Source organism: Pseudomonas brassicacearum, assembly GCF_003732225.1.
Taxonomy (GTDB): domain Bacteria; phylum Pseudomonadota; class Gammaproteobacteria; order Pseudomonadales; family Pseudomonadaceae; genus Aquipseudomonas; species Aquipseudomonas brassicacearum_E.
In genome coordinates, this window is sequence record NZ_MOBJ01000007.1 from 470,383 (window position 1) to 491,646 (window position 21,264).

Sequence of the window (21,264 nt, forward strand, 5' to 3'; positions counted from 1 at the left end):
GTAGAGCAAACGACATAACTATGTATGACAAGGCATCAACGAGAAATGCTTGAATAGCAAGATTGCTGGTCGGCGCCGCGCTTGAGCGCCTAGACTTCGCCCGTCTCAAGTTCAGGAACGCCCCGTGACCTCCATCTTCTGGTACGACTACGAAACCACTGGCATCACACCGCGCTGCGACCGTCCGCTGCAAGTAGCCGGGATTCGCACCGATTTCGACCTCAACGAGATCGACGACCCGGTCAATCTCTACTGCCAGCCGAGCGACGATATCCTGCCTCACCCGGCGGCGTGCGTGATTACCGGCATCACTCCCGGCCGACTGGCAGAACAGGGCCTGAGTGAGGCCGACTTCATGACCCGGGTGCATGCGCAGCTCGCGGCCCCCGGAACCTGTGGTGCCGGTTACAACACCTTGCGCTTCGACGATGAAATGACCCGTTACAGCCTGTACCGGAATTTCTTCGACCCGTATGCGCGGGAGTGGCAGGGCGGCAACAGTCGCTGGGATTTGATCGATGTGGTGCGCGCGGCGTATGCGTTGCGCCCCGACGGTATCGTCTGGCCCGAGGAGGACGGCCGCGTCACGTTGAAACTCGAACGCCTGACCGCCGCCAATGGCATCGACCATGGTCAGGCCCACGATGCGTTATCCGACGTGCGCGCAACTATTGCCCTGGCGCGATTGATCCGCGACAAACAGCCGAAACTCTACGACTGGCTGTTCAAATTGCGCAGCAAGCAGAAAGTCATGGATCAAATCCGCTTGCTGCAACCGATGGTGCATATCTCCGGGCGTTTCTCGGCCGCCCGCAGTTATGTGGGTGTGGTCCTGCCGCTGGCCTGGCACCCGCGTAATCGCAATGCATTGATTGTCTGCGACCTGCATCTCGACCCTCAGGGGCTACTTGACCTGGACGCCGAAGCCTTGCGTCAGCGGTTGTATACCCGCCGTGAGGAACTGGCCGAAGGCGAGTTACCGGTGCCGCTCAAACTGATTCACATCAATCGCTGCCCGGTAGTGGCGCCGTTGTCGGTGGTGCGCGGTGAAGACCAGCAACGATTGCAATTGGACATGGCGCTATATCAGACACGGGCGCTGCGGCTAAGTGACGCACAAGAAGTGTGGCGAGATAAAGTTCTGGCGATTTATGCCAGTGAGGATTTCACCCCAAGTGAAGACCCTGAGCAACAGTTATACGACGGCTTCATTGGCGACCGCGATCGGCGTTTATGTGAACAAGTCAGAACGGCTGACCCGATGCAATTGGCACAAGAGCAATGGCCGTTCGATGATGAACGTCTGCCGGAATTATTATTTCGTTATCGCGCACGTAACTTTCCCTACACGTTGAATGACGAGGAACACGAGCGCTGGAGATTATTCTGTCAGCAACGTTTGTCAGACGCGCGATGGGGGGCACCCAATACCTTGCAGCGGTTTAATGAGGCGATGACAGAGTGGTCACTTAGTGCTACAGCGATTCAGCAGCAGGTACTGGACGAGTGGCGTGAGTATGCCGACGCATTACGCAAACGTTTGGACCTTTGAAATACTCTGTACAAATGCCCGAATGCCGGACATAAAAAAACGCCAGCGGATGCTGGCGTTTTCTGGTGTTCGCAAATGAACCTGCGAAGCGGGTTGCGGCTTAGCCCAGCAGGGTAGCCCAGCCTTCAACCACGTCACCGCCCCACTTGGCTTTCCACTCTTTCAGAGTCTTGTGGTTGCCACCTTTGGTTTCGATGACTTCGCCGTTGTGCGGGTTTTTGTATTGTTTAACCTTGCGAGCACGCTTGGTGCCGGTAGTTTTTACAGCGCCGCGTGGCGCTTTAACTTTGGATTCCGGATCCAGCAGGGCGATGATGTCGCGCAGGGACTTGGAGTATTCGCCCATCAGGGTGCGCAGTTTGCCTTCGAATTCCAGCTCGGTTTGCAGTTTGTCGTCTTGGGACAGGTTCTTCAAACGGGCTTGCAGCTCTTTGATAGCTTCTTCGGTGGCGCGGTATTCGTTGATCAAGGACATGGGGACTACCTTATGTTAGGCGCTGGATGACAGGGTACAGTGGCGCAATAATAGTCAGGGTGTTTCACCAAGTAAACATTTAAGCGGGTTTTTATTTAATTTAATTAGAGTGTTTAGCGCAAAAGCCTCACTCGCTGTTAAAACTTGTCAGGGTTTCATCACCGATACACACAAATGCCTGCTTGCGTATTTTTCCCAAGAACATTGTTGAACGTTCAGACGCAGCCAACCGGCAGCGCGAGGACGCGCTCTACTGGGCAGGGCATCAGGATTACTGCAGTTTTGCTGCGCAATCGCTAGGCTCTGTACGAAAACTGTCTGCGCGTCGACCAGGCTGCGTTAAAAACAGGCTCGGAATGCTCATTTAGGGGCCTAAACTCCGCTTCCTCGCCTGTTTTTGCCTTGCCTGATCGCCGCTCGACGAGTTTTCGTACAGACCCTAGAATGGCGGCCTTTGCGAAGTTCTGGAGTTTTCCCCCCATGCGCACTTTTCGGCTAGTGATTGCTTGCCCGGACCGCGTCGGTATCGTTGCTAAAGTCAGTAACTTTCTGGCGTCACACAATGGCTGGATCACTGAAGCGAGCCATCACTCGGACAATCTCAGTGGCTGGTTTTTCATGCGTCACGAAATTCGTGCCGATTCGCTGCCATTCGGCCTTGAGGCGTTTCGTGAGGCGTTTGCGCCGATCGCCGAAGAGTTCTCGATGAACTGGCGTATCACCGACACCGCGCAGAAAAAGCGCGTTGTACTGATGGCCAGCCGCGAGTCTCACTGCCTGGCGGACTTGCTGCACCGCTGGCACAGCGACGAACTGGACTGCGAAATCTCCTGCGTGATTTCCAACCATGACGACCTGCGCAGCATGGTCGAGTGGCACGGCATTCCTTACTACCATGTGCCGGTGGACCCGCAGAACAAAGAGCCGGCATTTGCCGAAGTCTCGCGCCTGGTCAAACAGCACGACGCCGAAGTCGTCGTGCTTGCACGTTACATGCAGATCCTGCCACCCGAGTTGTGCACCGAGTACGCCCACAAGGTCATCAACATTCACCACAGCTTCCTGCCGTCGTTCGTCGGTGCCAAGCCGTACCACCAGGCTTCGATGCGTGGCGTGAAACTGATCGGCGCGACCTGCCACTACGTGACCGAAGAGCTGGACGCCGGTCCGATCATCGAGCAGGACGTGGTACGCGTCAGCCACAGCGACAGTATCGAAGACATGGTGCGTTTCGGCCGCGACGTCGAGAAAATGGTGCTGGCCCGCGGCCTGCGCTATCACCTGGAAGATCGCGTGCTGGTGCATGGCAATAAAACCGTAGTGTTCTGATTGCCGAGTACTGATTGAAAAAACAAGGGCCTGAGCGTTCAATCGCTTCAGGCCCTTTTTTTCAGAGTGAGGTAGGGGAGATGGCTGATCCACTGGATAAAGCGACATCCAAAGCGCCCGCGACCTTGGGCGAGGGCTGCTTGAGTCGGTACGATCCGGATGAGCTGAGCCCTGAAGACGGCACGGAGTTTCCCGGCGCCGCGAAATTGTGGGAGCAGTTGAAGCCAGACGTTGACGATGAAACTGCGAGCCCTGAAAAGATTCCGAGCGCAACGCATAACCCGTAGCAGCTGGCGTAGCCTGCGTTCGGCTGCGCAGCGGCCGTAAATCCTGCCTCCTCGGTTAACCTGAAAAAACGTGGTGCCTGATTTTACGACTGCTGCGCAGCCGAACGCAGGCTACGCCAGCTGCTACGGATTGCGTACATCCGCCCCCGTAGGAGCTGCCGAAGGTTCGGGCCGCGTTCGGACGATCTTTTGGGAATTCACCCCTAAGCTTCTTTGAACTTCATCAATTTGTTCAGCAGTGGTTTGCCGGCCATCAGCAGGAACACCGGTGCGCCGGCCAGCAAGTAGAAGTAATAGGTCATCGCTCGCCAGATCAGAATCGCTGCCGCCGCCGTCGATTTCCCCACCATGGGGGCCAACAGCGCCGCCGACGTCAATTCCGCCGCTCCGGCACCACCCGGCAGCAGGCTGAACTGCCCGGCGCTGAGCGACAGCATCTGGATCAAAAAGCTCCAGGCCCACTGGAGATCCGTGCCCAGCCCCCGCAAGGCCAGATACAACACGCTGTAGCGCAGTAACCAGTGCACGCAGGTCAGTGCAAATACCATGATCAGTGTGTGAACAGGCAACTTGAGTGTGTCCGTGAAGGCCGCGAGAAAGTGCAGCAGCTTGCGTGCCCAACGACGTCGGGTGGCAGCGTTGAGCTTGAAGTGCTTGAGCACGCGACCGCTGAGGCGAATCAGCAGACGATGGTAGCGTGCCACCACCACGCAACTGAACAGGCCGCCCACCATCGAAATGGCGCTGAGCGTCAGCATCCACTCCAGGTTCTGACTCAGGTGCTGAAACAGCGCATACACCACAATGGCGATCAGCGCGCAGAGAAAGAACAACAAATCGCTCAACTGGTCCATGGCGAACACCGCGCTGCCATGTGCCGGGCGCACGCCATTGCGTGCCAGCAGCGCCATCAGCGTCAGCGGTCCACCGCCGCCGCCAGGAGTCGCGCAAATCGCAAACTCGGTGGACATCACCACCCCAAGGCTTTTCAGGCGACCTATCCGGCTGCGCTGTTTACCCAGCAACAAGCGTAAGCGCAATGAATTGATGAGCCAGCAGAGCAGGATCATTCCCGGCATCGTCAGCAAAAATGTCAGCGGAAAGTGCTGCAGTCGTGGCCATAGTTCACTTGCGCCCAGCAACAGGGGGATCAGCACTGCGCAGAGCAGGGCTGCGACCAGCCATAGGACGCGACTCATGCGGCGCTACTGACCCGAGCGCTTTGCGTGTGCAGCCACTGGGCTTTGGTCATTGGCACCCGGCCGTCATTGAGCAAGCGTTCAAGGGTGTGCAGCCAGTAAGTACGGGAGAACTCATGGCGGATGTCCACCGGGTGTACGCCCAGGCGAATCACCGGGGTGTGCTGCCAGCGCAGTTCGCGTTGAACGCTGACAATCTTCGACGCCCCACGACGCCAGGCGCTGCGCGCGCTCCAGACCAGGCCAGGGGCGTTGATCCGGGAGAAGTCCGGCAGGCGATACAGATGCTGCGGATCACTGGTGTAGCTCAGCGGTAACTGGCGCAGGGCTTGACGCGTGCCTTCGCTCATCAGCCAGGCCGGTGCGACAAAACCCTCCAGTGGCCAGTCGTAACGGCTGAACAATTCGATCCCGGCGCGCAGGCGGGCGAGCGCAGCCGGTTGCGAAAGGCTATAGAACTCGCCTTCATGGGTGTAGACCCGGCGCATGAACCAGTCACGGGGGCGCGCCGTTAGCGGGCTGTCATCGCAATGGTAATAACCGTGCAGCACCAGTTCGTCGCCGCGCTCGATGCGGCGGGTCAGCACGCGCCGCAAACCTGGATGGGCATCGAGGTCGTTGTGTTTGTGGAAGTCGGGGACGACCAGCCACGTCATCGGCACCTCGCCGAGCGCGTCCACCGCCGCGACAAACGGCTGAAAGTCGGCCCAGGTTTGCGGGGTGACGTCATGTAGCACCAATAGCAGGCTGGGCGTGTTCATGGGTTCAGCCATTGGCCAGCAGCGGCAACGTGTCGCCGAGGACTGCGTGATAGTGACCCAGCAGGCTGTTGACCACCGAGTCCCAGGCGTAATGCTGTTCGACGTGTCGGCGGGCGTATTGGCCGAGATCGTCAGGCTGTGCAAACAGTTCGCGCACAGCGTTGGCCATCGCCACTGGATTGTTGGGGGCGCAGAGTACGCCGCAGTGCTCGTTGATGGTTTCGTTGAAGGCGCCAGCCGCCACTGCGACCACCGGAATGCCACAGGCCATGGCTTCGAGAACGACCAGACCAAAGGTTTCCTGATCGCCTGCGTGCAGCAAGGCATCGGCGCTGGCCATCAGCCGGGCCACCTGTGATGCAGGGCAGAACTCATCGACCAGCGTGACGTTATCCGGTACCTGTGCCGGCATCGAGGAGCCGACCAGCAACAGGTGATAGCGGTTTCCCAGACGCTTCATGCAATTGAGCAAAACGGGAATGTTTTTCTCCTTGGAACCTCGCCCGGCGAAAATCAGCAGTCGAGTGTCTTCGGCGATCTTGAGCTTCCTCCGCAGATCCGGGGCACGGGCGTCTGGATTGAAGGTTTGCAGGTCCACGCCCAAGGGCTGGACGTAAACGTTTTTGACCCCAAGCCCCATGAGCTTGTCGGCCATGATCTGGCTTGGCGTCAGTACCCGATCAAAATTACCGTACAGCTTGCGGATATAAGCTTCGACATTCGGCGTGACCCAGTTGCCCATACGGTTGCTCGCCAAATGCGGCAAGTCGGAGTGATAGAAACCAATCACTGGAACGTCCAGTTCGCGCCGCGCATCCAGAGCGGCCCAGGCTGTCAGGTAAGGATCGCCGACTTCTATCAGGTCCGGTTGCAGGTCGTGCAGGGCATTACGCCAGGGCGCCAGTCGAAGAGGGAAGCGATAGCCTTTGCCGAAGGGCAGGGCTGGAGCGGGAACCTTATAAACCCCGTCGTGCTCGCTCGGATGCGCCCCCGGGATCAGCAAGCTGTGACGAATCCCAGGCTTGCGGCCCAGACGACGGTGCTTGGCATCCAGATAGGTGCGCACGCCACCGCTGGCCGGTGCGTAGAACATGGTGATGTCAGCGATATGCACGATGACCCTCCCGTCTATCCGTTGTTCTCCTTAGGGTTGACCCTTATGAAGAATAGATGTTCGGTTGGGGATGTGTGGCGGGGTGTTGGTGAGGTTTTGTGGTGTTTGACAGACCGCTATCGCGAGCAAGCTCGCTCCCACATGGATCTTTGTCGCGCTGGAGATCCACTGTGGGAGCGAGCTTGCTCGCGATGGGGCCTTCAAGGGCGCGTCAGATCCTGAAGCTCCCCACCAATTGCTTCAACCGCGCCGCTTGCTGCTCCAGATCGGAACAGGCACGCAGCGTCGATTGCAGGTTTTCCACGCCTTCCTGATTCAGGGTGTTGATCTCGGTGATGTCGACGTTGATCGATTCCACCACGGCGGTTTGTTCCTCGGTGGCGGTGGCCACCGACTGGTTCATGCCGTCGATCTCGCCGATGCGCAGCGTCACGCTGTTCAGGCGTTCACCGGCGAGGTTGGCAATCTCCACGCTGTCCTGGCTGTGACGCTGGCTGTCGCTCATGGTGCTGACCGACTCGCGGGCGCCGACTTGCAGCTCCTCGATCATGGTCTGCACTTGCTGCGCCGATTCCTGGGTGCGGTGCGCCAGGTTGCGCACCTCGTCGGCCACCACGGCAAAACCACGTCCGGCTTCACCGGCCCGTGCTGCTTCAATCGCCGCGTTGAGCGCCAGCAGGTTGGTTTGCTGGGAGATGCTGGTGATCACTTCGAGAATCTGCCCGATGTTCACGGTTTTGCTGTTCAGCGACTCAATGTTGGTGCTGGAGGCGCTGAGCATGCTCGACAGCTGATTCATCGCGGCGATACTGCGATCGACCACTTGCTGGCCGTCTTCGGCCAGGCTGCGGGCATCGCTGGCCTGGTGCGAGGCCTGCGCCGCGTTACGGGCGATCTCCTGAGCAGCAGCGCCCAACTGATTGATCGCGGCCGCGACACTGTTGGTTCGGCTCGATTGTTCGTCAGAGTTGAGCATCGACGAGTTCGATGCGCTGACGACTCGCAGTGCAACTTCGTTGACGTGCTCGGTCGCCGACGACACTTCGCGGATCGAACCATGGATACGCTCGACGAAGCGGTTGAACGCGCTGCCCAGGATGCCGAACTCGTCCTGGCTCTGGATGGTCAGGCGGCGGGTCAGGTCGCCTTCACCGTCGGCAATGTCCTGCATCGCGCGGGTCATGACGTGCAGTGGCTGGATCAGGATGCGGATCAGCATGCCGAGCAAGGCAATGATGATTGCCACGGCAATGATCGTGGCAATGATGGCCGAGGTGCGGAAACTGCTGAGCATGGCGAAGGCTTTGTCTTTGTCCACCGACAGACCGACGTACCAGTTGACCGATGGCAGGCCTTTGATCGGCGTGAAGGTGACGATACGGGTTTTGCCGTCGACCTCGACTTCACTGATGCCGCCGCTGATGCGCGGGGTGTTCTTCGGGTAAGCCTCGCTGAGGGACTTCATCACCATGGCTTTGTCCGGGTGGACCAGGATCTTGCCATCGGCGCTGACCAGGAAGGCATAGCCCATGCCGCCGAAGTCACGCGCGGTCAGGGTGTCGATCAGGGTTTGCAGGCTCAAGTCGCCGCCGACCACACCAATGCTTTGCCCGGCTTTTTTCGAGGCGGTGGCGATGGAAATGATGGTCTGGCCGGTTGCCGCGTCTATATAGGGTTCGGTCAGGGTGGCGGTGCTGCTGTTTTCAGCGCCTTTGTACCAGGGGCGAACCCGGGGGTCGTAGCCGTCCGGCATCTTGGAGTCCGGGCGGTTGATGAAGGTACCGCTGGCATCGCCCAGGTACCTGGCCATGAAGGTCGACGCCAGGGCATTCTGCTCAAGCAGGTTGGCAACGTTGCTGTGTTCGGGGTTGAGAGCGATGTTCTGGGCCAGGTTTTCCACCATGAGAATCCGCCCGGCGAGCCAGGACTGGATATTGGAGGAAGTGACATCGCCCATCTCATGCAGGTAATTGTCCAGGTCCTGGCGAATCGCGTTGCGCTGTAAATAGTCGTTGTACAGCGTGAACGAAGCGAAGGCGGCAATGACGATGAGGGCGGCGGCAAGCAGGATTTTGTGGCTGAAGCGCAGGTTTTTGTTCATGGCTTGTGGTGTCCGCTAAGGTCATATTTGTTGGGGCGTGTTGCATTAAAAAGCGCGCGCAAAATGGGCGCTGTCGCACGTAAGCTGATATTTCCGTCTGTCCTTAAGGAATTATCGGACCTGATTTTCAGTCTGGTCTCTTGCTTGTATCTATCGGCTGCGCAGGACTAAAGCTTAGGGGCTTGAAATCGGCGACGCGACAGGCGGCCAAAAAGCGAAAGATCGCAGCCTTCGGCAGCTCCTGCGCCCACCCACGTAGGAGCTGCCGCAGGCTGCGATCTTTTGATCCCGCTTCTAAACCTTCGGTTTGGCGTGAGCCGCCAGGCGTTCCAGCGCTGCACGTAATTTCGGATCGCTGATGCCATCGGCTGTAGCCTGGATGGTTGCGCCCGCATCGATCGACAAACTGATGGTATGGCCAGTCGCCCCTTGCTGCACGGTCGGCGGTTGCACCTTGAACAGAATTCGCGTCAGGCTGGCGAATTCGTCGAACATCTGTAATTGCCGTTGCAGACGCTTTTGCTGGTAGCGCAGACGGGTTGCCCAATGACCGTCGGTGACAATCAGCAACAAACTGCCTTCGCGCCACGAGGCCACGTGACAATGTTCACGGGCGGCGGGCTGCAACTGGCTTTCCAGTAACCGCTGTAAATGACCCAGGCGTTGTGCGTGACCGAAAATGGCTTTTAACGGTTTGGCTTCGCGAAGCAGAACGGCGGGTGCTCTGGCCGTAAGAGGGCGAAATGCCATGAGGGGGCACCTGAAGTAACAGAGCCGCCATGGTAGCAGAAAGCACTTGATGCGCCTGACCCATTGCTTTGTGACCGCTTTACTCATTAAATCAACGAGTAACTTATGCCGTGAATGGCTTGAAGTTCAGCAAAAAGCCCTTATTTTAAGTGAGCCCCGTAACAGCGCTGTGCATGCATCGTGGAACAACGCCACTTTCCTCACCATCGTTTCCGGGTAGAATGCTCGTTCGCATGCGGCCATGAGGGCTGCACGGGCGACTCACGGGGCCGCCCTCCATCCCTTTGTGTGGAAGATCCTGCCGATATGTTTGCGCCTTTGTTAAAGAAACTTTTTGGAAGCAAGAACGAGCGTGAAGTCAAACGCATGCTCAAGACGGTACAGATCGTCAATGCCTTCGAAGAGCAAATGGTGGCCCTTTCGGACGATCAGCTGCGCGCCAAGACTGATGAGTTCAAGGCCCGCATCGCCAAAGGTGAAACCCTCGACAAACTGCTGCCTGAAGCCTTTGCGGTTGCCCGCGAAGCCGGCAAGCGGGTTATGGGTATGCGCCACTTCGACGTCCAGTTGATCGGCGGCATGACCTTGCATGAAGGCATGATTGCCGAAATGCGTACCGGTGAAGGCAAGACCCTGGTGGCAACACTGGCGGTTTACCTGAACGCGTTGTCCGGCAATGGCGTGCACGTTGTCACCGTGAACGACTACCTGGCTCGTCGTGACGCCAACTGGATGCGTCCGCTCTACGAATTCCTCGGCCTGACCGTCGGCGTGGTTACGCCGTTCCAGCCGCCGGAAGAGAAGCGTGCCGCCTACGCCGCCGACATCACCTACGGCACCAACAACGAATTCGGTTTCGACTACCTGCGCGACAACATGGCGTTCAGCATGGAAGAAAAATTCCAGCGCGAACTCAATTTTGCCGTGATCGACGAAGTCGACTCGATCCTCATCGACGAAGCCCGTACCCCGCTGATCATTTCCGGTCAGGCTGAAGACAGCTCCAAGCTCTACATCGAGATCAACAAACTGATCCCGCAACTGGAGCTGCATATCGAAGAAGTCGAAGGTGTCGTCACCAAGGCCGGTCATTACACCGTCGATGAGAAGACCCGTCAGGTCGAACTCAACGAAGCCGGTCACCAGTACATCGAAGACGTGCTGACCCGCATTGGCCTGCTGGCCGAAGGCGAGAGCCTGTACTCGTCACACAACCTGGGCCTGCTGACCCACGTTTATGCCGGTCTGCGCGCGCACAAGCTGTTCAATCGCAACGTCGAATACATCGTCCAGGACGGTCAGGTCGTCCTGGTCGACGAACACACCGGTCGTACCATGCCGGGTCGCCGTCTGTCCGAAGGCCTGCACCAGGCCATCGAAGCCAAGGAACACCTGAACATCCAGGCCGAAAGCCAGACCCTGGCCTCGACCACGTTCCAGAACTACTTCCGTCTCTACAACAAGCTGTCCGGCATGACCGGTACGGCGGACACCGAAGCGTTCGAATTCCACCAGATCTACGGTCTGGCGGTGATGGTCATTCCACCGAACAAGCCGCTGGCGCGTAAAGACTACAACGACCTGGTGTTCCTCACCGCGGATGAGAAATACGCTGCCATCGTTGCCGATATCAAGGAAAGCATGGCTCAGGGGCGTCCGGTTCTCGTGGGCACCGCGACCATCGAAACCTCCGAGCACATGTCCAGCCTGCTCGTGAAGGAAGGCATCGAACACAAGGTTCTGAACGCCAAGTTCCACGAAAAAGAAGCCGAAATCATCGCTCAGGCCGGTCGCCCGGGTGCGCTGACCATCGCCACCAACATGGCCGGTCGTGGTACCGACATCCTGTTGGGCGGTAACTGGGAAGTGGAAGTCGCCTCCCTTGAGGATCCGACACCCGAGCAGATCGCCCAGATCAAGGCCGATTGGCAGAAGCGTCACCAGCAAGTGCTCGAGTCGGGCGGTTTGCAGGTGATCGCCTCCGAGCGCCATGAATCGCGCCGTATCGACAACCAGCTGCGTGGTCGTGCCGGTCGTCAGGGTGACGCCGGTTCCAGCCGTTTCTACCTGTCGCTGGAAGACAGCCTGATGCGTATCTTCGCCTCTGACCGGGTGAAGAACTTCATGAAAGCCCTGGGCATGCAGCCTGGCGAAGCGATCGAGCACCGCATGGTGACCAACGCTATTGAAAAGGCTCAGCGCAAGGTTGAAGGTCGTAACTTCGACATTCGCAAGCAACTGCTCGAGTACGACGACGTCAACAACGAACAGCGTAAAGTGATCTATCACATGCGTAACACGTTGCTGGCTGCCGATAACATCGGTGAAACCATCGCCGACTTCCGTCAGGACGTGCTCGACGCGACCGTCTGCACTTGCATTCCACCGAAATCGCTGCCTGAACAGTGGGACGTTGCCGGTCTGGAAGCTGCCCTGCAAAGCGACTTCGGGGTGGCACTGCCGATCCAGCAATGGCTCGATGAAGACGATCACCTGTACGAAGAAACCCTGCGCGAGAAGCTGATGCAAGAGCTGCTGGCGGCGTACAACGAGAAAGAAGAGCAAGCGAGCGCCGAAGCGCTGCGTACCTTCGAGAAGCAAATCGTGCTGCGCGTTCTGGACGATCTATGGAAAGACCACCTGTCGACCATGGACCACCTGCGTCACGGTATCCACTTGCGTGGCTATGCGCAGAAGAACCCGAAGCAGGAATACAAGCGCGAGTCGTTCACGCTGTTCTCCGAGTTGCTGGATTCGATCAAGCGCGACTCGATCCGTGTGCTGTCGCACGTTCAGGTTCGCCGCGAAGATCCGATCGAAGAAGAAGCGCGCCTGCGTCAGGAAGCCGAGGCACTGGCTGCACGCATGCAGTTCGAACACGCCGAAGCCCCTGGTCTGGAGCAACCGGAAATGTTGGGCGAAGAGGTCGATGTGGCACTCGCTGCCGCTCCGGTGCGCAACGAGCAGAAGCTGGGCCGCAATGAGCTCTGCTACTGCGGTTCGGGCAAGAAGTTCAAACACTGTCATGGTCAGATCAACTAAGATTTCTGCCAGACATTGAAATACCCGCGCCGCGACCGGCTTCAGCCGTCGCGGCGTTTTACCATTTAAAACACCGATGCCACGTTAAAAAGAACAGGGCGACGACGGTGCAGACATTACATTAAGAGGAGCGCTTTCATGGCTGTTGGTCTTGGTCCTTTGCCAACGTTGCACCCGGTTGCCGGTTTTGAACTCGGTATCGCCTCGGCCGGCATCAAGCGCCCTGGGCGCAAAGATGTCGTGGTCATGCGCTGCGCCGAAGGTTCCACGGTCGCCGGTGTGTTCACGTTGAACGCCTTTTGCGCAGCGCCAGTGATTTTGGCCAAGCAACGCGTGCAGGGCCCGGTACGTTATCTGTTGACCAACACCGGCAATGCCAACGCCGGCACCGGTGAGCCTGGCCTGGCCGCCGCCGAGCGCACGTGCGCCAAACTGGCTGAGTTGACCGGTGTCGATGCAAGCCTGGTGCTGCCGTATTCCACCGGCGTGATTGGTGAACCGCTGCCGGTCGAAAAGATCGAAGGCGCGCTGCAAGCGGCCCTCGACGACCTGTCGGAGAACAATTGGGAGGCCGCGGCTACCGGGATCATGACCACCGACACCCTGCCAAAGGGTGCGAGCCGGCAGTTCCAGCATGAAGGCGTGACCATCACCGTCACCGGTATCAGCAAAGGCGCTGGCATGATTCGCCCGAACATGGCGACCATGCTCGGTTACATCGCCACCGACGCCAAAGTGTCCCGCGAAGTGTTGCAGAACCTGTTGCTGGACGGCGCCAACAAGTCGTTCAACCGCATCACCATCGACGGCGACACCTCGACCAACGATTGCTGCATGCTGATCGCCACCGGTAAAGCCGCACTGCCGGAAATCACCTCCGCCAGTGGTCCGCTGTTCGCGGCGCTGAAGCAGGCGGTGTTTGAGGTGTGCATGGACGTGGCTCAGGCGATCGTTCGCGATGGCGAGGGCGCGACCAAGTTCGTCACCGTTGAAGTCAACGGCGGCGGCAATCACCAGGAATGCCTGGACGTTGGTTACACCGTGGCGCATTCGCCATTGATCAAGACCGCGCTGTTCGCCTCCGATCCAAACTGGGGTCGCATTCTGGCGGCCGTGGGGCGTGCCGGTGTGCCGAACCTGGACGTGAGCAAGATCGACGTATTTCTCGGTGAAGTCTGCATCGCCAGCCGTGGTGCCCGCGCCGCGACTTACACCGAAGCCCAGGGTTCGGCCGTGATGCAACGCGAAGAAATCACCATTCGTATCGAGCTGGGCCGCGGTGATTGCAGCGAAACCATCTGGACCACCGACCTGTCCCACGAATACGTGAAGATCAACGCCGAATACCGCACGTAATTACGTTTAGACCGTATCGCTCCAATCGCGAGCAAGCTCGCTCCCACAGTAGATTGAGGTGCACACAAATCCAATGTGGGAGCGAGCTTGCTCGCGATGAGGGTCTGTCAGTTACCACAAGACTGGCTTGTTCATTTCATAAAAAGGCGCCTGAACATGAGTTACCACCTGATCATCGGCGACAAACTGTATTCCTCCTGGTCCCTGCGCGGCGCTCTGGCGCTGGAACTGGCTGGCGCGACCTACACCGAAGAACTGATCAAGCTGAACCAGCCTGACACCCGCGAGCGCTTGCTCAAGCACTCGCCGACCGCCAAGGTCCCATTGCTGAAAACCGAACACGGCACCATTGCCGACTCGTTGGCGATCGCCGAGTATCTGGTTGAGCGTTTCCCGAACGCCAACCTTTGGCCGAAGGACATTGCCGCCCGTGCCCAGGCGCGCTCGGCGTGCGCGCAGATGCACAGTGGTTTCTTCGCCATGCGTGGCAACATGCCGTTTGACCTGAGCCACGATGCGCCGCTGTCGCCGATGCCGCCGGAAGTGACGGTGGAAGTCGAACGGATGCTGGCGTTGTGGGCTGAATGCCGCGCGGTTGCAACCGAAACCGGCCCGTTCCTGTTCGGGAGCGTGAGTCTGGCCGACGCCTTTTTCGCACCGATTGCCGTGCGCTTGCGTACTTATCAAGTAGCGTTGCCGGCGGTTGATGCCGCTTATGTCGAAGCAATTTACCAATGGCCAGCCTTCAAGGCCTGGCAGAAAGCCGGTTTAGAGGAAATAGTGCGGTGAAACGAGTTCATGTAGCGGCAGCTGTCATCCGTGATGCCAGCGGCAGGATCCTCATCGCTCGCCGCGCCGATACCCAGCATCAGGGCGGTCTGTGGGAATTTCCCGGCGGCAAGGTCGAGGACGGTGAAGCGGTGCAAGCTGCGTTGTCCCGCGAGCTGCAGGAAGAGTTGGGCATTGTGGTCAGTGCCGCTCGGCCATTGATCAAGGTTCAGCATGACTATCCGGACAAGCAAGTGTTGCTGGATGTCTGGGAGGTCTCGGCGTTTACCGGCGAACCCCATGGTGCTGAAGGCCAGCCTCTGGCGTGGGTGACGGCGCGTGAACTGCGCGACTACGAGTTTCCGGCCGCCAACCAGCCGATCGTGGCGGCTGCGCGTCTGCCTGGCGAATACCTGATCACCCCGGAAGGCCTGGAAACTCCGGCCCTGCTGCGCGGTATTCAGAAAGCCATCGCCGGTGGGATAAAGCTGATTCAGTTGCGTGCGCCTAATGGCTACGACCCGCAATACCGTGATCTGGCGGTGGACGCCGTGGGGTTGTGTGCCGGCAAGGCGCAGCTGATGCTCAAGGGCCCGTTCGAGTGGCTGGGAGACTTCCCGGCCGCCGGCTGGCACATCACCGCCGCGCAACTGCGTAAATACGCCAGCGCCGGGCGTCCGTTGCCAGCCTCGCGCTGGTTGGCGGCCTCCTGCCACAACGCCGAGGAGCTGAGCCTGGCCGAGCAGATGGGTGTGGACTTCGTCACCCTGTCACCGGTTCAGCCGACCCAGACTCATCCGGATGCGTTACCACTCGGTTGGGAGCAGGCCTCGCAGTTGATTGCAGGCTTCAGCAAACCGGTGTTCCTGCTCGGTGGTGTAGGGCCTGCTGAACGGCAGAAAGCCTGGGAAGCGGGCGCGCAGGGCGTGGCGGGGATTCGGGCGTTTTGGCCTGAGGCCTGATTTGCGTTGTAGCTACTGGCCCCATCGCGAGCAAGCTCGCTCCCACATTGGATCTGTGTACACCCCAATCCACTGTGGGAGCGAGCTTGCTCGCGATGACGGCCTGATAGACGCCAGATCTTCAGCTGACTAAACCTTGGGTTTGTCCGCCGCCTGCCATAAAATCTCGGCAATCCCTTGACGCTTGGCAATCAGCCGAGCCGCCACAAACAGCAGGTCCGACAAGCGATTGATATACGCCAGGCCAACCCCGGCCAACGGCTCCAGCGCATTCAGATGCTGGCAACGTCGCTCGGCACTGCGCGCCAGGCTGCGGCAGACGTGGGCTTGGGCAATCAAGGCGGAACCACCGGGCAGAATGAAGTTCTTCAGTGGCCCCAGCTCTTCGTTCCAGGCATCGATCGCCGCTTCCAGGCGTTCGACTTCCGCCGCATTCAAGGCCTGATACACCGGCATTGCCAGTTCGCCACCCAAGTCGAACAACCGGTGCTGGCAAGGTTCAAGCACCTCGATCACCTCAGCCAGGTCAGGATGTTCGCGGCATTGCTCGGCCAATCCGGCCAGCAGCAATCCCAACTGACTGTTCAGCGCATCGACTTCGCCGATGGCCTCAACCCGTGGATGATCCTTGGGCACGCGGCGACCGTCGCCAAGCCCGGTTTCACCTTTGTCGCCGGTGCGGGTGTAAATCTTCGACAAGCGAAAACCCATGCTTAGCGCTCCAGTTGTTTGAGTTCGTGAGAGGCGAGCGGGGTGCCCGCCAATGGCAGGCGCAAGGTGAAACACGTGCCTTGGCCGAGGGTCGATTGCACTTCCATCTGACCCTTGTGATTGTTGGTGATGATGAAGTACGACACCGACAGTCCGAGGCCGGTGCCCTGGCCGATTTCCTTGGTGGTGAAGAACGGTTCGAAGGTGCGTTTTCGCACGTTCTCGCTCATGCCCACGCCGTTATCTTCCACCTGAATTTCCGCCCACGGCGGGTTCAATCGGGTGCGCAGAATAATTCGCCCGGGTTCTCTGTCGTCTTCGCGCTGGTGAATTGCCTGGGCAGCGTTTTTCAACAGGTTGAGCAGCACTTGTTCCAGTTCGTTGGCGGTGCCTGGCACCGGGCCCAACTGCGGGTCGAACTGGCGCGTGATGGCCTGGCCCTTGAAGTCGAAGCCGATGGCCAGATCGAAGTCATTGCTGGCGATCTCCACGGCTTGATCGATCAGTGCCGGGAGGTCGCACGGGGCCATTTGGCGGTTGCTGCGACGACTGAAACTGAGCATGTGGGTGACGATCTTCGCCGCCCGGGCGCCGGCCTGTTGAATGCCATCGAGCAGTTGCGGTACTTCGCGGTTTTGCAGGTAGCGATTGACACTGTCCAGCTCGAGGCCGAGCTGTTCGGCGGTTTCCATATTCTTGGGCAGGTCCGCCGACAAGCGCCGGCGAATGTTCTGCACGTTGTGCAGGATCGCGCCCAAAGGGTTGTTGATTTCGTGGGCCATGCCAGCGGCGAGGCCACCGACCGAGAGCATCTTCTCCGACTGCACCATCATTTCTTCCAGGGACAGGCGCTGGGTGATGTCGTCGATCCGGATGACCACGCCACGCCCGGCGCCGCCCATCAACGGATAAAAGGTCAGTGCGTAATGCCTGGGTTCGTCGTCCTTGATCCAGGTGACGCGCTCGATCTTGGCCACGCTGTGCTGCTCGACGGTTTCCTTGAGCTGCGGCAGGAAAGGTTTAAGCGGTTCAAAGGCGAGGAAGATCGGCTGGTTCAGCGCTTCGTCCAGGCGCGTGCCGGAAAGTGCGCTGGCTTCCTGGTTCCATTGGGTCACGTAGAGCTGTTCATCGAGGGCAATCAGTGCTGAAGGCATCGAGTCGATGATGCTGTTGAGGTAGTTCTGAAAGCCGGTGAGTTTCTTCTCGATCTTGCTCCGCACCTGGACTTCCAGCTCCAGCTTGCGGTTGGTGTGACGGGTTTCTTCGGCCAGGCCCTGAGCCTGGTCGTAGGCAGCCTGGGAGTCGTCTCGCGCGCGCTTGAGTTGCTGCTCGCGAGCTTCGATGCGCGAGAGCATGGTATTGAAGGCTTCGGCGAGACTGCCGATTTCGTCGTGGTTACCGCGAGAGGCACGCAAGGCGTAGTTTTCTTCGCGAGTGACCTGCCGGGACAATTCTTCGAGTTCATGGATCGGTCGGGTGATCAGGCGTTTGATCTGCCGGGCAATGACCAGCCACAACAGCACGCTGAATATCAGAATCCCGAGGCTGGCGGTCAAAGTACCGGTATAGAAAGCCATCGGCAATTCGCTGCTGGCTACCAGCAGCAGATGGCCCGGCGCCTCGCCTGGGCGTAGGAGGGTGATCAGTTGATTGCTGCGAAATTCGGTGGCCTGCCACGCTTCGATATTCCGATAGAGCTCGGGCAACTTGAGTTTTTCGCCGTGCTGCACCTGGGCCAGGAGTTGGCCTTTAGCGTCATACAGCGCCGCCGTTTTGAGCGGTGAATAGCTGTTGAGTTCGTTGAGCAGCCTTTGGGCTTCTTCTGGCGAGTTGAGCGCCTGGGCGGCGATTGACGGATTGGCCACCAGGCGGCCGATGGTCTGCAAGGCCTGCGGGGCCATGCTTTCCTGGGAGATCCAATAGGCGGCGCTGATAAAGGTCAGGTTGGCCACCAGCAATACGGTGGTCAACAGCACCAACAGGGCGGCCAGCAGTTTCTGGCCGACCGGCAGGTTTTCAAGGCGCTGGCGCAATGGCATCGGGGTCGTCGCTAAAAAGGAACAGGAAGGCAGCGTAGCCGCTGCTCAGTCGCTGGGCAATCCGTGCGTGTGCAAGTGCGTGATCAGCCGCTGCTGCAATTGGTTGAGGTGCGGCAGCACCAGTTGGTGCCTCGACGCAACGGTGCAGGCATGCCCCAGCAGATAGCTGATCTCGGTTCGGCGTTGGTTGGCGACGTCCTGGTACATCGACGAGTAGTTGGCGGCGGTCGCTTGAATCACCCGCTCGACTTCTTCTTGCAGGTTCTGTGCGGCGGCCGGCTGACCGCAACGCTGCAGCAACTCGCTCAGCTCGGCGCAGAGGGTGGCGACTTCGCAATGGTGGTGTTGCAAGCCACCGTTGCGGCAATCATGCAGGACTGTCAGGGGATTGATCGCACAATTGAGCGCGAGTTTGCGCCACAAACGGGTCAGGATGTCCGTGCTCCACTCGTGGGGGATGCCGGCGGCGCTCAGGTCATCCAGCCAGATCGGTGGGGTGGGGTGGCTGGCATCGCCGAGCCAGGTGAACCCATGACCGGCAAACACCACGCGCCAGTCGTCATCGCGAAACGCGCCTTCGGTGCTTGAGGCAAAGATGCAGCGCGCCTGCGGGACGCGTGCGGCCACCGCGTCCTGGCTGCCAAGACCGTTCTGCAACAGAATCAGCTCGGCGTCGGGTGCAAGGCGCGGCGCCAGTTGTGCGACCGCTGCTTCTGCATCGTAGGCTTTGCAGGCCACCAGCAGGAGCTGTATTGGACCGATGCTGTCGACGGTCTCGCCGGGAACCGCATACAACTGCGCTTCGCCCTGTTCGACCAGGGTCAGCCCGCCTGCAGCACGATAGGCCTGCAATCGCGCCGCGTCGCGCAGAATCAGTTTCACCGGCAAGCCAGCCCGCGCCAGGCGCGTGGCCCACAGGGTACCCAGACTGCCGGCGCCAAGGACGTGCCAGGTGGTCGACATCAGTGTTTTGCTCGGATTGGCAGGTGCATGTGAGGCTCGCAGCGTAGGAAGGTAAAGACCCGTTATAATCAGCGCGGATTTTAACCGCAAGCCAGGCGTGTTCCATCTCTATTGAGCGCGCCCTTTTTATTGGAGAAATTACATGCCGTCGTTCGACGTGGTATCCGAACTGGACAAACACGAACTCACCAACGCGGTCGAGAACGCCGTCAAGGAACTCGACCGTCGTTATGACTTGAAAGGCAAAGGCAGCTTCGAGTTCAAGGAAAAGGACCTGACCGTCAACCTGACCGCCGAGGCCGACTTCCAGCTTGAAGCGATGATCGAGATCCTCAAGCTGGCCCTGGTCAAGCGCAAGATCGATGTGCAGTGCCTTGAGGTAAAAGACGCCTATGCTTCCGGCAAGCTGATGAAGCAGGACGCCGTGCTCAAGGAAGGCATCGACAAGGAGCTGGCGAAGAAGATCGTCGCTCACGTCAAAGACGCCAAGCTCAAGGTCCAGGCCGCCATTCAGGGCGAGCAGGTGCGGATCACCGGCAAGAAGCGTGACGACCTGCAAGAAGCCATTGCGGCCTTGCGCGCCAAGGAATTTGGCATGCCGCTGCAGTTCAACAACTTCCGCGACTGATCAGTCTTCAGGGAACCTCCGGGCGTTATTGACGTCCGAGGCCCAAGCAATGGCAGAAATGATTGAACCCTGACGGTTCGATCTTTCTGCCGCTCAGTTTCAACAAGCCGGGTAGCCGGGAATCAGGAGAGACAAATGGACATAAATGCTGAAGTGGACAACCTGGTCAAGGCTTCCCAGGCCTGGATCCCGATGATCATGGAATACGGCAGCCGTGTGCTGCTGGCGGTCATTACCCTGGCCATTGGCTGGTGGCTGATCAACAAGCTGACCGCCAAGGTTGGCAAATTGCTGGCCATGCGTAATGCCGACCTGGCGTTGCAGGGGTTTGTCACCAGCCTTGCGAACATCGTTCTCAAGATAATGCTGATTGTCAGCGTAGCCTCGATGATCGGTGTGGAAACCACCTCGTTCGTGGCGGCTATCGGTGCGGCGACACTGGCCATCGGCCTGGCGTTGCAGGGTAGTCTGGCGAACTTCGCTGGCGGCGTGCTGATTCTGTTGTTCCGTCCGTTCCGGATCGGTGACTGGATCGAAGCCCAAGGCACTGCGGGTACGGTCGACAGTATCCAGATCTTCCATACCGTGATCCGCACTGGCGACAACAAGACGGTCATCGTGCCCAACGGCATTTTGTCCAACGGCATCATCACCAACACCAACCGTCAGCTGACTCGCAAAGTTGTGTTCGACGTTAGTGTGAACTATGACGCTGACCTGCAAAAAGCCCGTGAGGTGCTGCTGGAACTGGCCAAGGATAAACGCGTACTGACCGATCCTGCAGCGGTGGCCGTGGTCTCGACCTTGGGTGACAGCTCGATCACCGTGTCCTTGCGTGTCTGGGTGAATACTGCCGACTATTGGGATGTGCTGTTCCAGTTCAACGAACATTCCCGTGATCGTCTGAAAGCCGCCGGTATTGATATTCCGTTTCCTCAGCGCGTGATTCGCGTGGTTCAGGAAGCGGCGTAACAAGTACCGGTTTGTTACTTGGCCTTTTGGTCAAGTATCGGCGACGAACTCAAGGGGCGATAAGCCCCTTGAGTGTTTTTACAGTCTGCTGTTTTGTTGCTCTGAAACTGGAATAGGGTGCTGGCTTATTATTAGCTGGCTATTTATTAAAGTTGGTTTTGTATTGCCATAAAGCAGGCACAAAAAAAGGCCCATCAGTGATGGTAATGCTGTTCACTTAAGCGGAGCAGCCTTACGGTCTACTGGAAAACGGGT

The 21,264-nt window shown here is 58.9% G+C and carries 18 protein-coding genes and 1 pseudogene; 9 read left to right on the forward strand and 10 right to left on the reverse strand.

The features are described from left to right. The first annotated feature begins 124 nt into the window (after positions 1-124). Positions 125-1,552, forward strand: coding sequence for an exodeoxyribonuclease I (gene sbcB / locus BK659_RS12020; RefSeq protein ID WP_123425266.1), 1,428 nt, complete (start codon positions 125-127; stop codon positions 1,550-1,552). A gap of 100 nt (positions 1,553-1,652) precedes the next feature. Here sbcB and mvaT read toward each other — a convergent pair whose 3' ends face one another. After that, positions 1,653-2,027: a histone-like nucleoid-structuring protein MvaT gene (mvaT, locus tag BK659_RS12025; protein ID WP_005790963.1), complete on the reverse strand. Its 375-nt coding sequence runs from the start codon at positions 2,025-2,027 to the stop codon at positions 1,653-1,655. A gap of 480 nt (positions 2,028-2,507) precedes the next feature. Here mvaT and purU point away from each other — a divergent pair, with 480 nt between their 5' ends. Further along, on the forward strand, positions 2,508-3,356 hold the full coding sequence (purU, locus tag BK659_RS12035) for a formyltetrahydrofolate deformylase (RefSeq protein ID WP_123425268.1): 849 nt from the start codon (positions 2,508-2,510) through the stop codon (positions 3,354-3,356). An 80-nt stretch (positions 3,357-3,436) separates the two neighbouring features. Then, the gene (locus BK659_RS12040; protein WP_123425269.1) at positions 3,437-3,643 is read left to right on the forward strand and encodes a hypothetical protein; all 207 of its coding nucleotides are present in this window, start codon (positions 3,437-3,439) and stop codon (positions 3,641-3,643) included. A 203-nt stretch (positions 3,644-3,846) separates the two neighbouring features. On the opposite strand, the gene BK659_RS12045 is transcribed toward BK659_RS12040, so the two are convergent. From BK659_RS12045 to BK659_RS12065, 6 genes and pseudogenes are all read right to left on the reverse strand, one after another. After that, the gene (locus BK659_RS12045) at positions 3,847-4,842 is read right to left on the reverse strand and encodes a glucosaminyl phosphatidylglycerol flippase (protein WP_123425270.1); all 996 of its coding nucleotides are present in this window, start codon (positions 4,840-4,842) and stop codon (positions 3,847-3,849) included. Next, positions 4,839-5,615 carry an N-acetylglucosaminyl phosphatidylglycerol deacetylase gene (locus tag BK659_RS12050; RefSeq protein ID WP_123425271.1) on the reverse strand — a complete coding sequence of 259 codons (777 nt, stop codon included), beginning with the start codon at positions 5,613-5,615 and terminating at the stop codon, positions 4,839-4,841. The genes BK659_RS12045 and BK659_RS12050 overlap by 4 nt, the downstream gene beginning before the upstream one ends. Next, positions 5,608-6,696, reverse strand: a complete 1,089-nt coding sequence (locus tag BK659_RS12055; RefSeq protein ID WP_185015350.1) for an N-acetylglucosaminyl phosphatidylglycerol synthase — start codon at positions 6,694-6,696, stop codon at positions 5,608-5,610. The genes BK659_RS12050 and BK659_RS12055 overlap by 8 nt, the downstream gene beginning before the upstream one ends. Before the next feature lie 232 nt (positions 6,697-6,928). Beyond that, the gene (locus BK659_RS28450; protein WP_475847595.1) at positions 6,929-7,693 is read right to left on the reverse strand and encodes a methyl-accepting chemotaxis protein; all 765 of its coding nucleotides are present in this window, start codon (positions 7,691-7,693) and stop codon (positions 6,929-6,931) included. 93 nt (positions 7,694-7,786) lie between these two features. After that, a pseudogene (locus BK659_RS28455) lies at positions 7,787-8,818 on the reverse strand (HAMP domain-containing protein); the annotation flags it as partial. A gap of 294 nt (positions 8,819-9,112) precedes the next feature. Continuing rightward, a complete protein-coding gene (locus BK659_RS12065; protein WP_123425274.1) occupies positions 9,113-9,568 on the reverse strand; it encodes a DUF721 domain-containing protein in 456 nt (151 codons plus the stop codon). 306 nt (positions 9,569-9,874) lie between these two features. On the opposite strand from BK659_RS12065, the gene secA reads away from it, so the two are divergent. The 4 genes from secA to BK659_RS12085 all read left to right on the forward strand — a co-directional run bounded on the left by secA (position 9,875) and on the right by BK659_RS12085 (position 15,696). Next, a complete protein-coding gene (secA, locus tag BK659_RS12070; RefSeq protein ID WP_123425275.1) occupies positions 9,875-12,610 on the forward strand; it encodes a preprotein translocase subunit SecA in 2,736 nt (911 codons plus the stop codon). Positions 12,611-12,748: 138 nt separating this feature from the next. Continuing rightward, complete coding sequence (argJ, locus tag BK659_RS12075) at positions 12,749-13,966, forward strand: bifunctional glutamate N-acetyltransferase/amino-acid acetyltransferase ArgJ (protein ID WP_054593724.1); 1,218 nt, start codon at positions 12,749-12,751, stop codon at positions 13,964-13,966. Positions 13,967-14,122: 156 nt separating this feature from the next. Continuing rightward, positions 14,123-14,755, forward strand: coding sequence for a glutathione S-transferase family protein (locus BK659_RS12080; protein ID WP_123425276.1), 633 nt, complete (start codon positions 14,123-14,125; stop codon positions 14,753-14,755). Further along, positions 14,752-15,696, forward strand: coding sequence for a Nudix family hydrolase (locus BK659_RS12085; protein ID WP_123425277.1), 945 nt, complete (start codon positions 14,752-14,754; stop codon positions 15,694-15,696). Before BK659_RS12080 ends, BK659_RS12085 begins: the two co-directional genes overlap by 4 nt. Positions 15,697-15,825: 129 nt before the next feature. On the opposite strand, the gene BK659_RS12090 is transcribed toward BK659_RS12085, so the two are convergent. Genes BK659_RS12090 through BK659_RS12100 form a run of 3 tightly spaced genes read right to left on the reverse strand, consistent with a single transcriptional unit; the run spans position 15,826 to position 19,409 of the window. Next, a complete protein-coding gene (locus BK659_RS12090) occupies positions 15,826-16,407 on the reverse strand; it encodes a cob(I)yrinic acid a,c-diamide adenosyltransferase (RefSeq protein WP_123425278.1) in 582 nt (193 codons plus the stop codon). Between the two features lie 2 nt (positions 16,408-16,409). Next, on the reverse strand, positions 16,410-18,446 hold the full coding sequence (locus tag BK659_RS12095) for an ATP-binding protein (RefSeq protein WP_123425279.1): 2,037 nt from the start codon (positions 18,444-18,446) through the stop codon (positions 16,410-16,412). 45 nt (positions 18,447-18,491) lie between these two features. After that, complete coding sequence (locus BK659_RS12100) at positions 18,492-19,409, reverse strand: putative 2-dehydropantoate 2-reductase (protein ID WP_123425280.1); 918 nt, start codon at positions 19,407-19,409, stop codon at positions 18,492-18,494. A gap of 142 nt (positions 19,410-19,551) precedes the next feature. On the opposite strand from BK659_RS12100, the gene BK659_RS12105 reads away from it, so the two are divergent. Beyond that, a complete protein-coding gene (locus BK659_RS12105) occupies positions 19,552-20,037 on the forward strand; it encodes a YajQ family cyclic di-GMP-binding protein (protein WP_019693270.1) in 486 nt (161 codons plus the stop codon). A gap of 135 nt (positions 20,038-20,172) precedes the next feature. Further along, on the forward strand, positions 20,173-21,009 hold the full coding sequence (locus tag BK659_RS12110; protein ID WP_123425281.1) for a mechanosensitive ion channel family protein: 837 nt from the start codon (positions 20,173-20,175) through the stop codon (positions 21,007-21,009). Positions 21,010-21,264 lie beyond the last annotated feature (255 nt).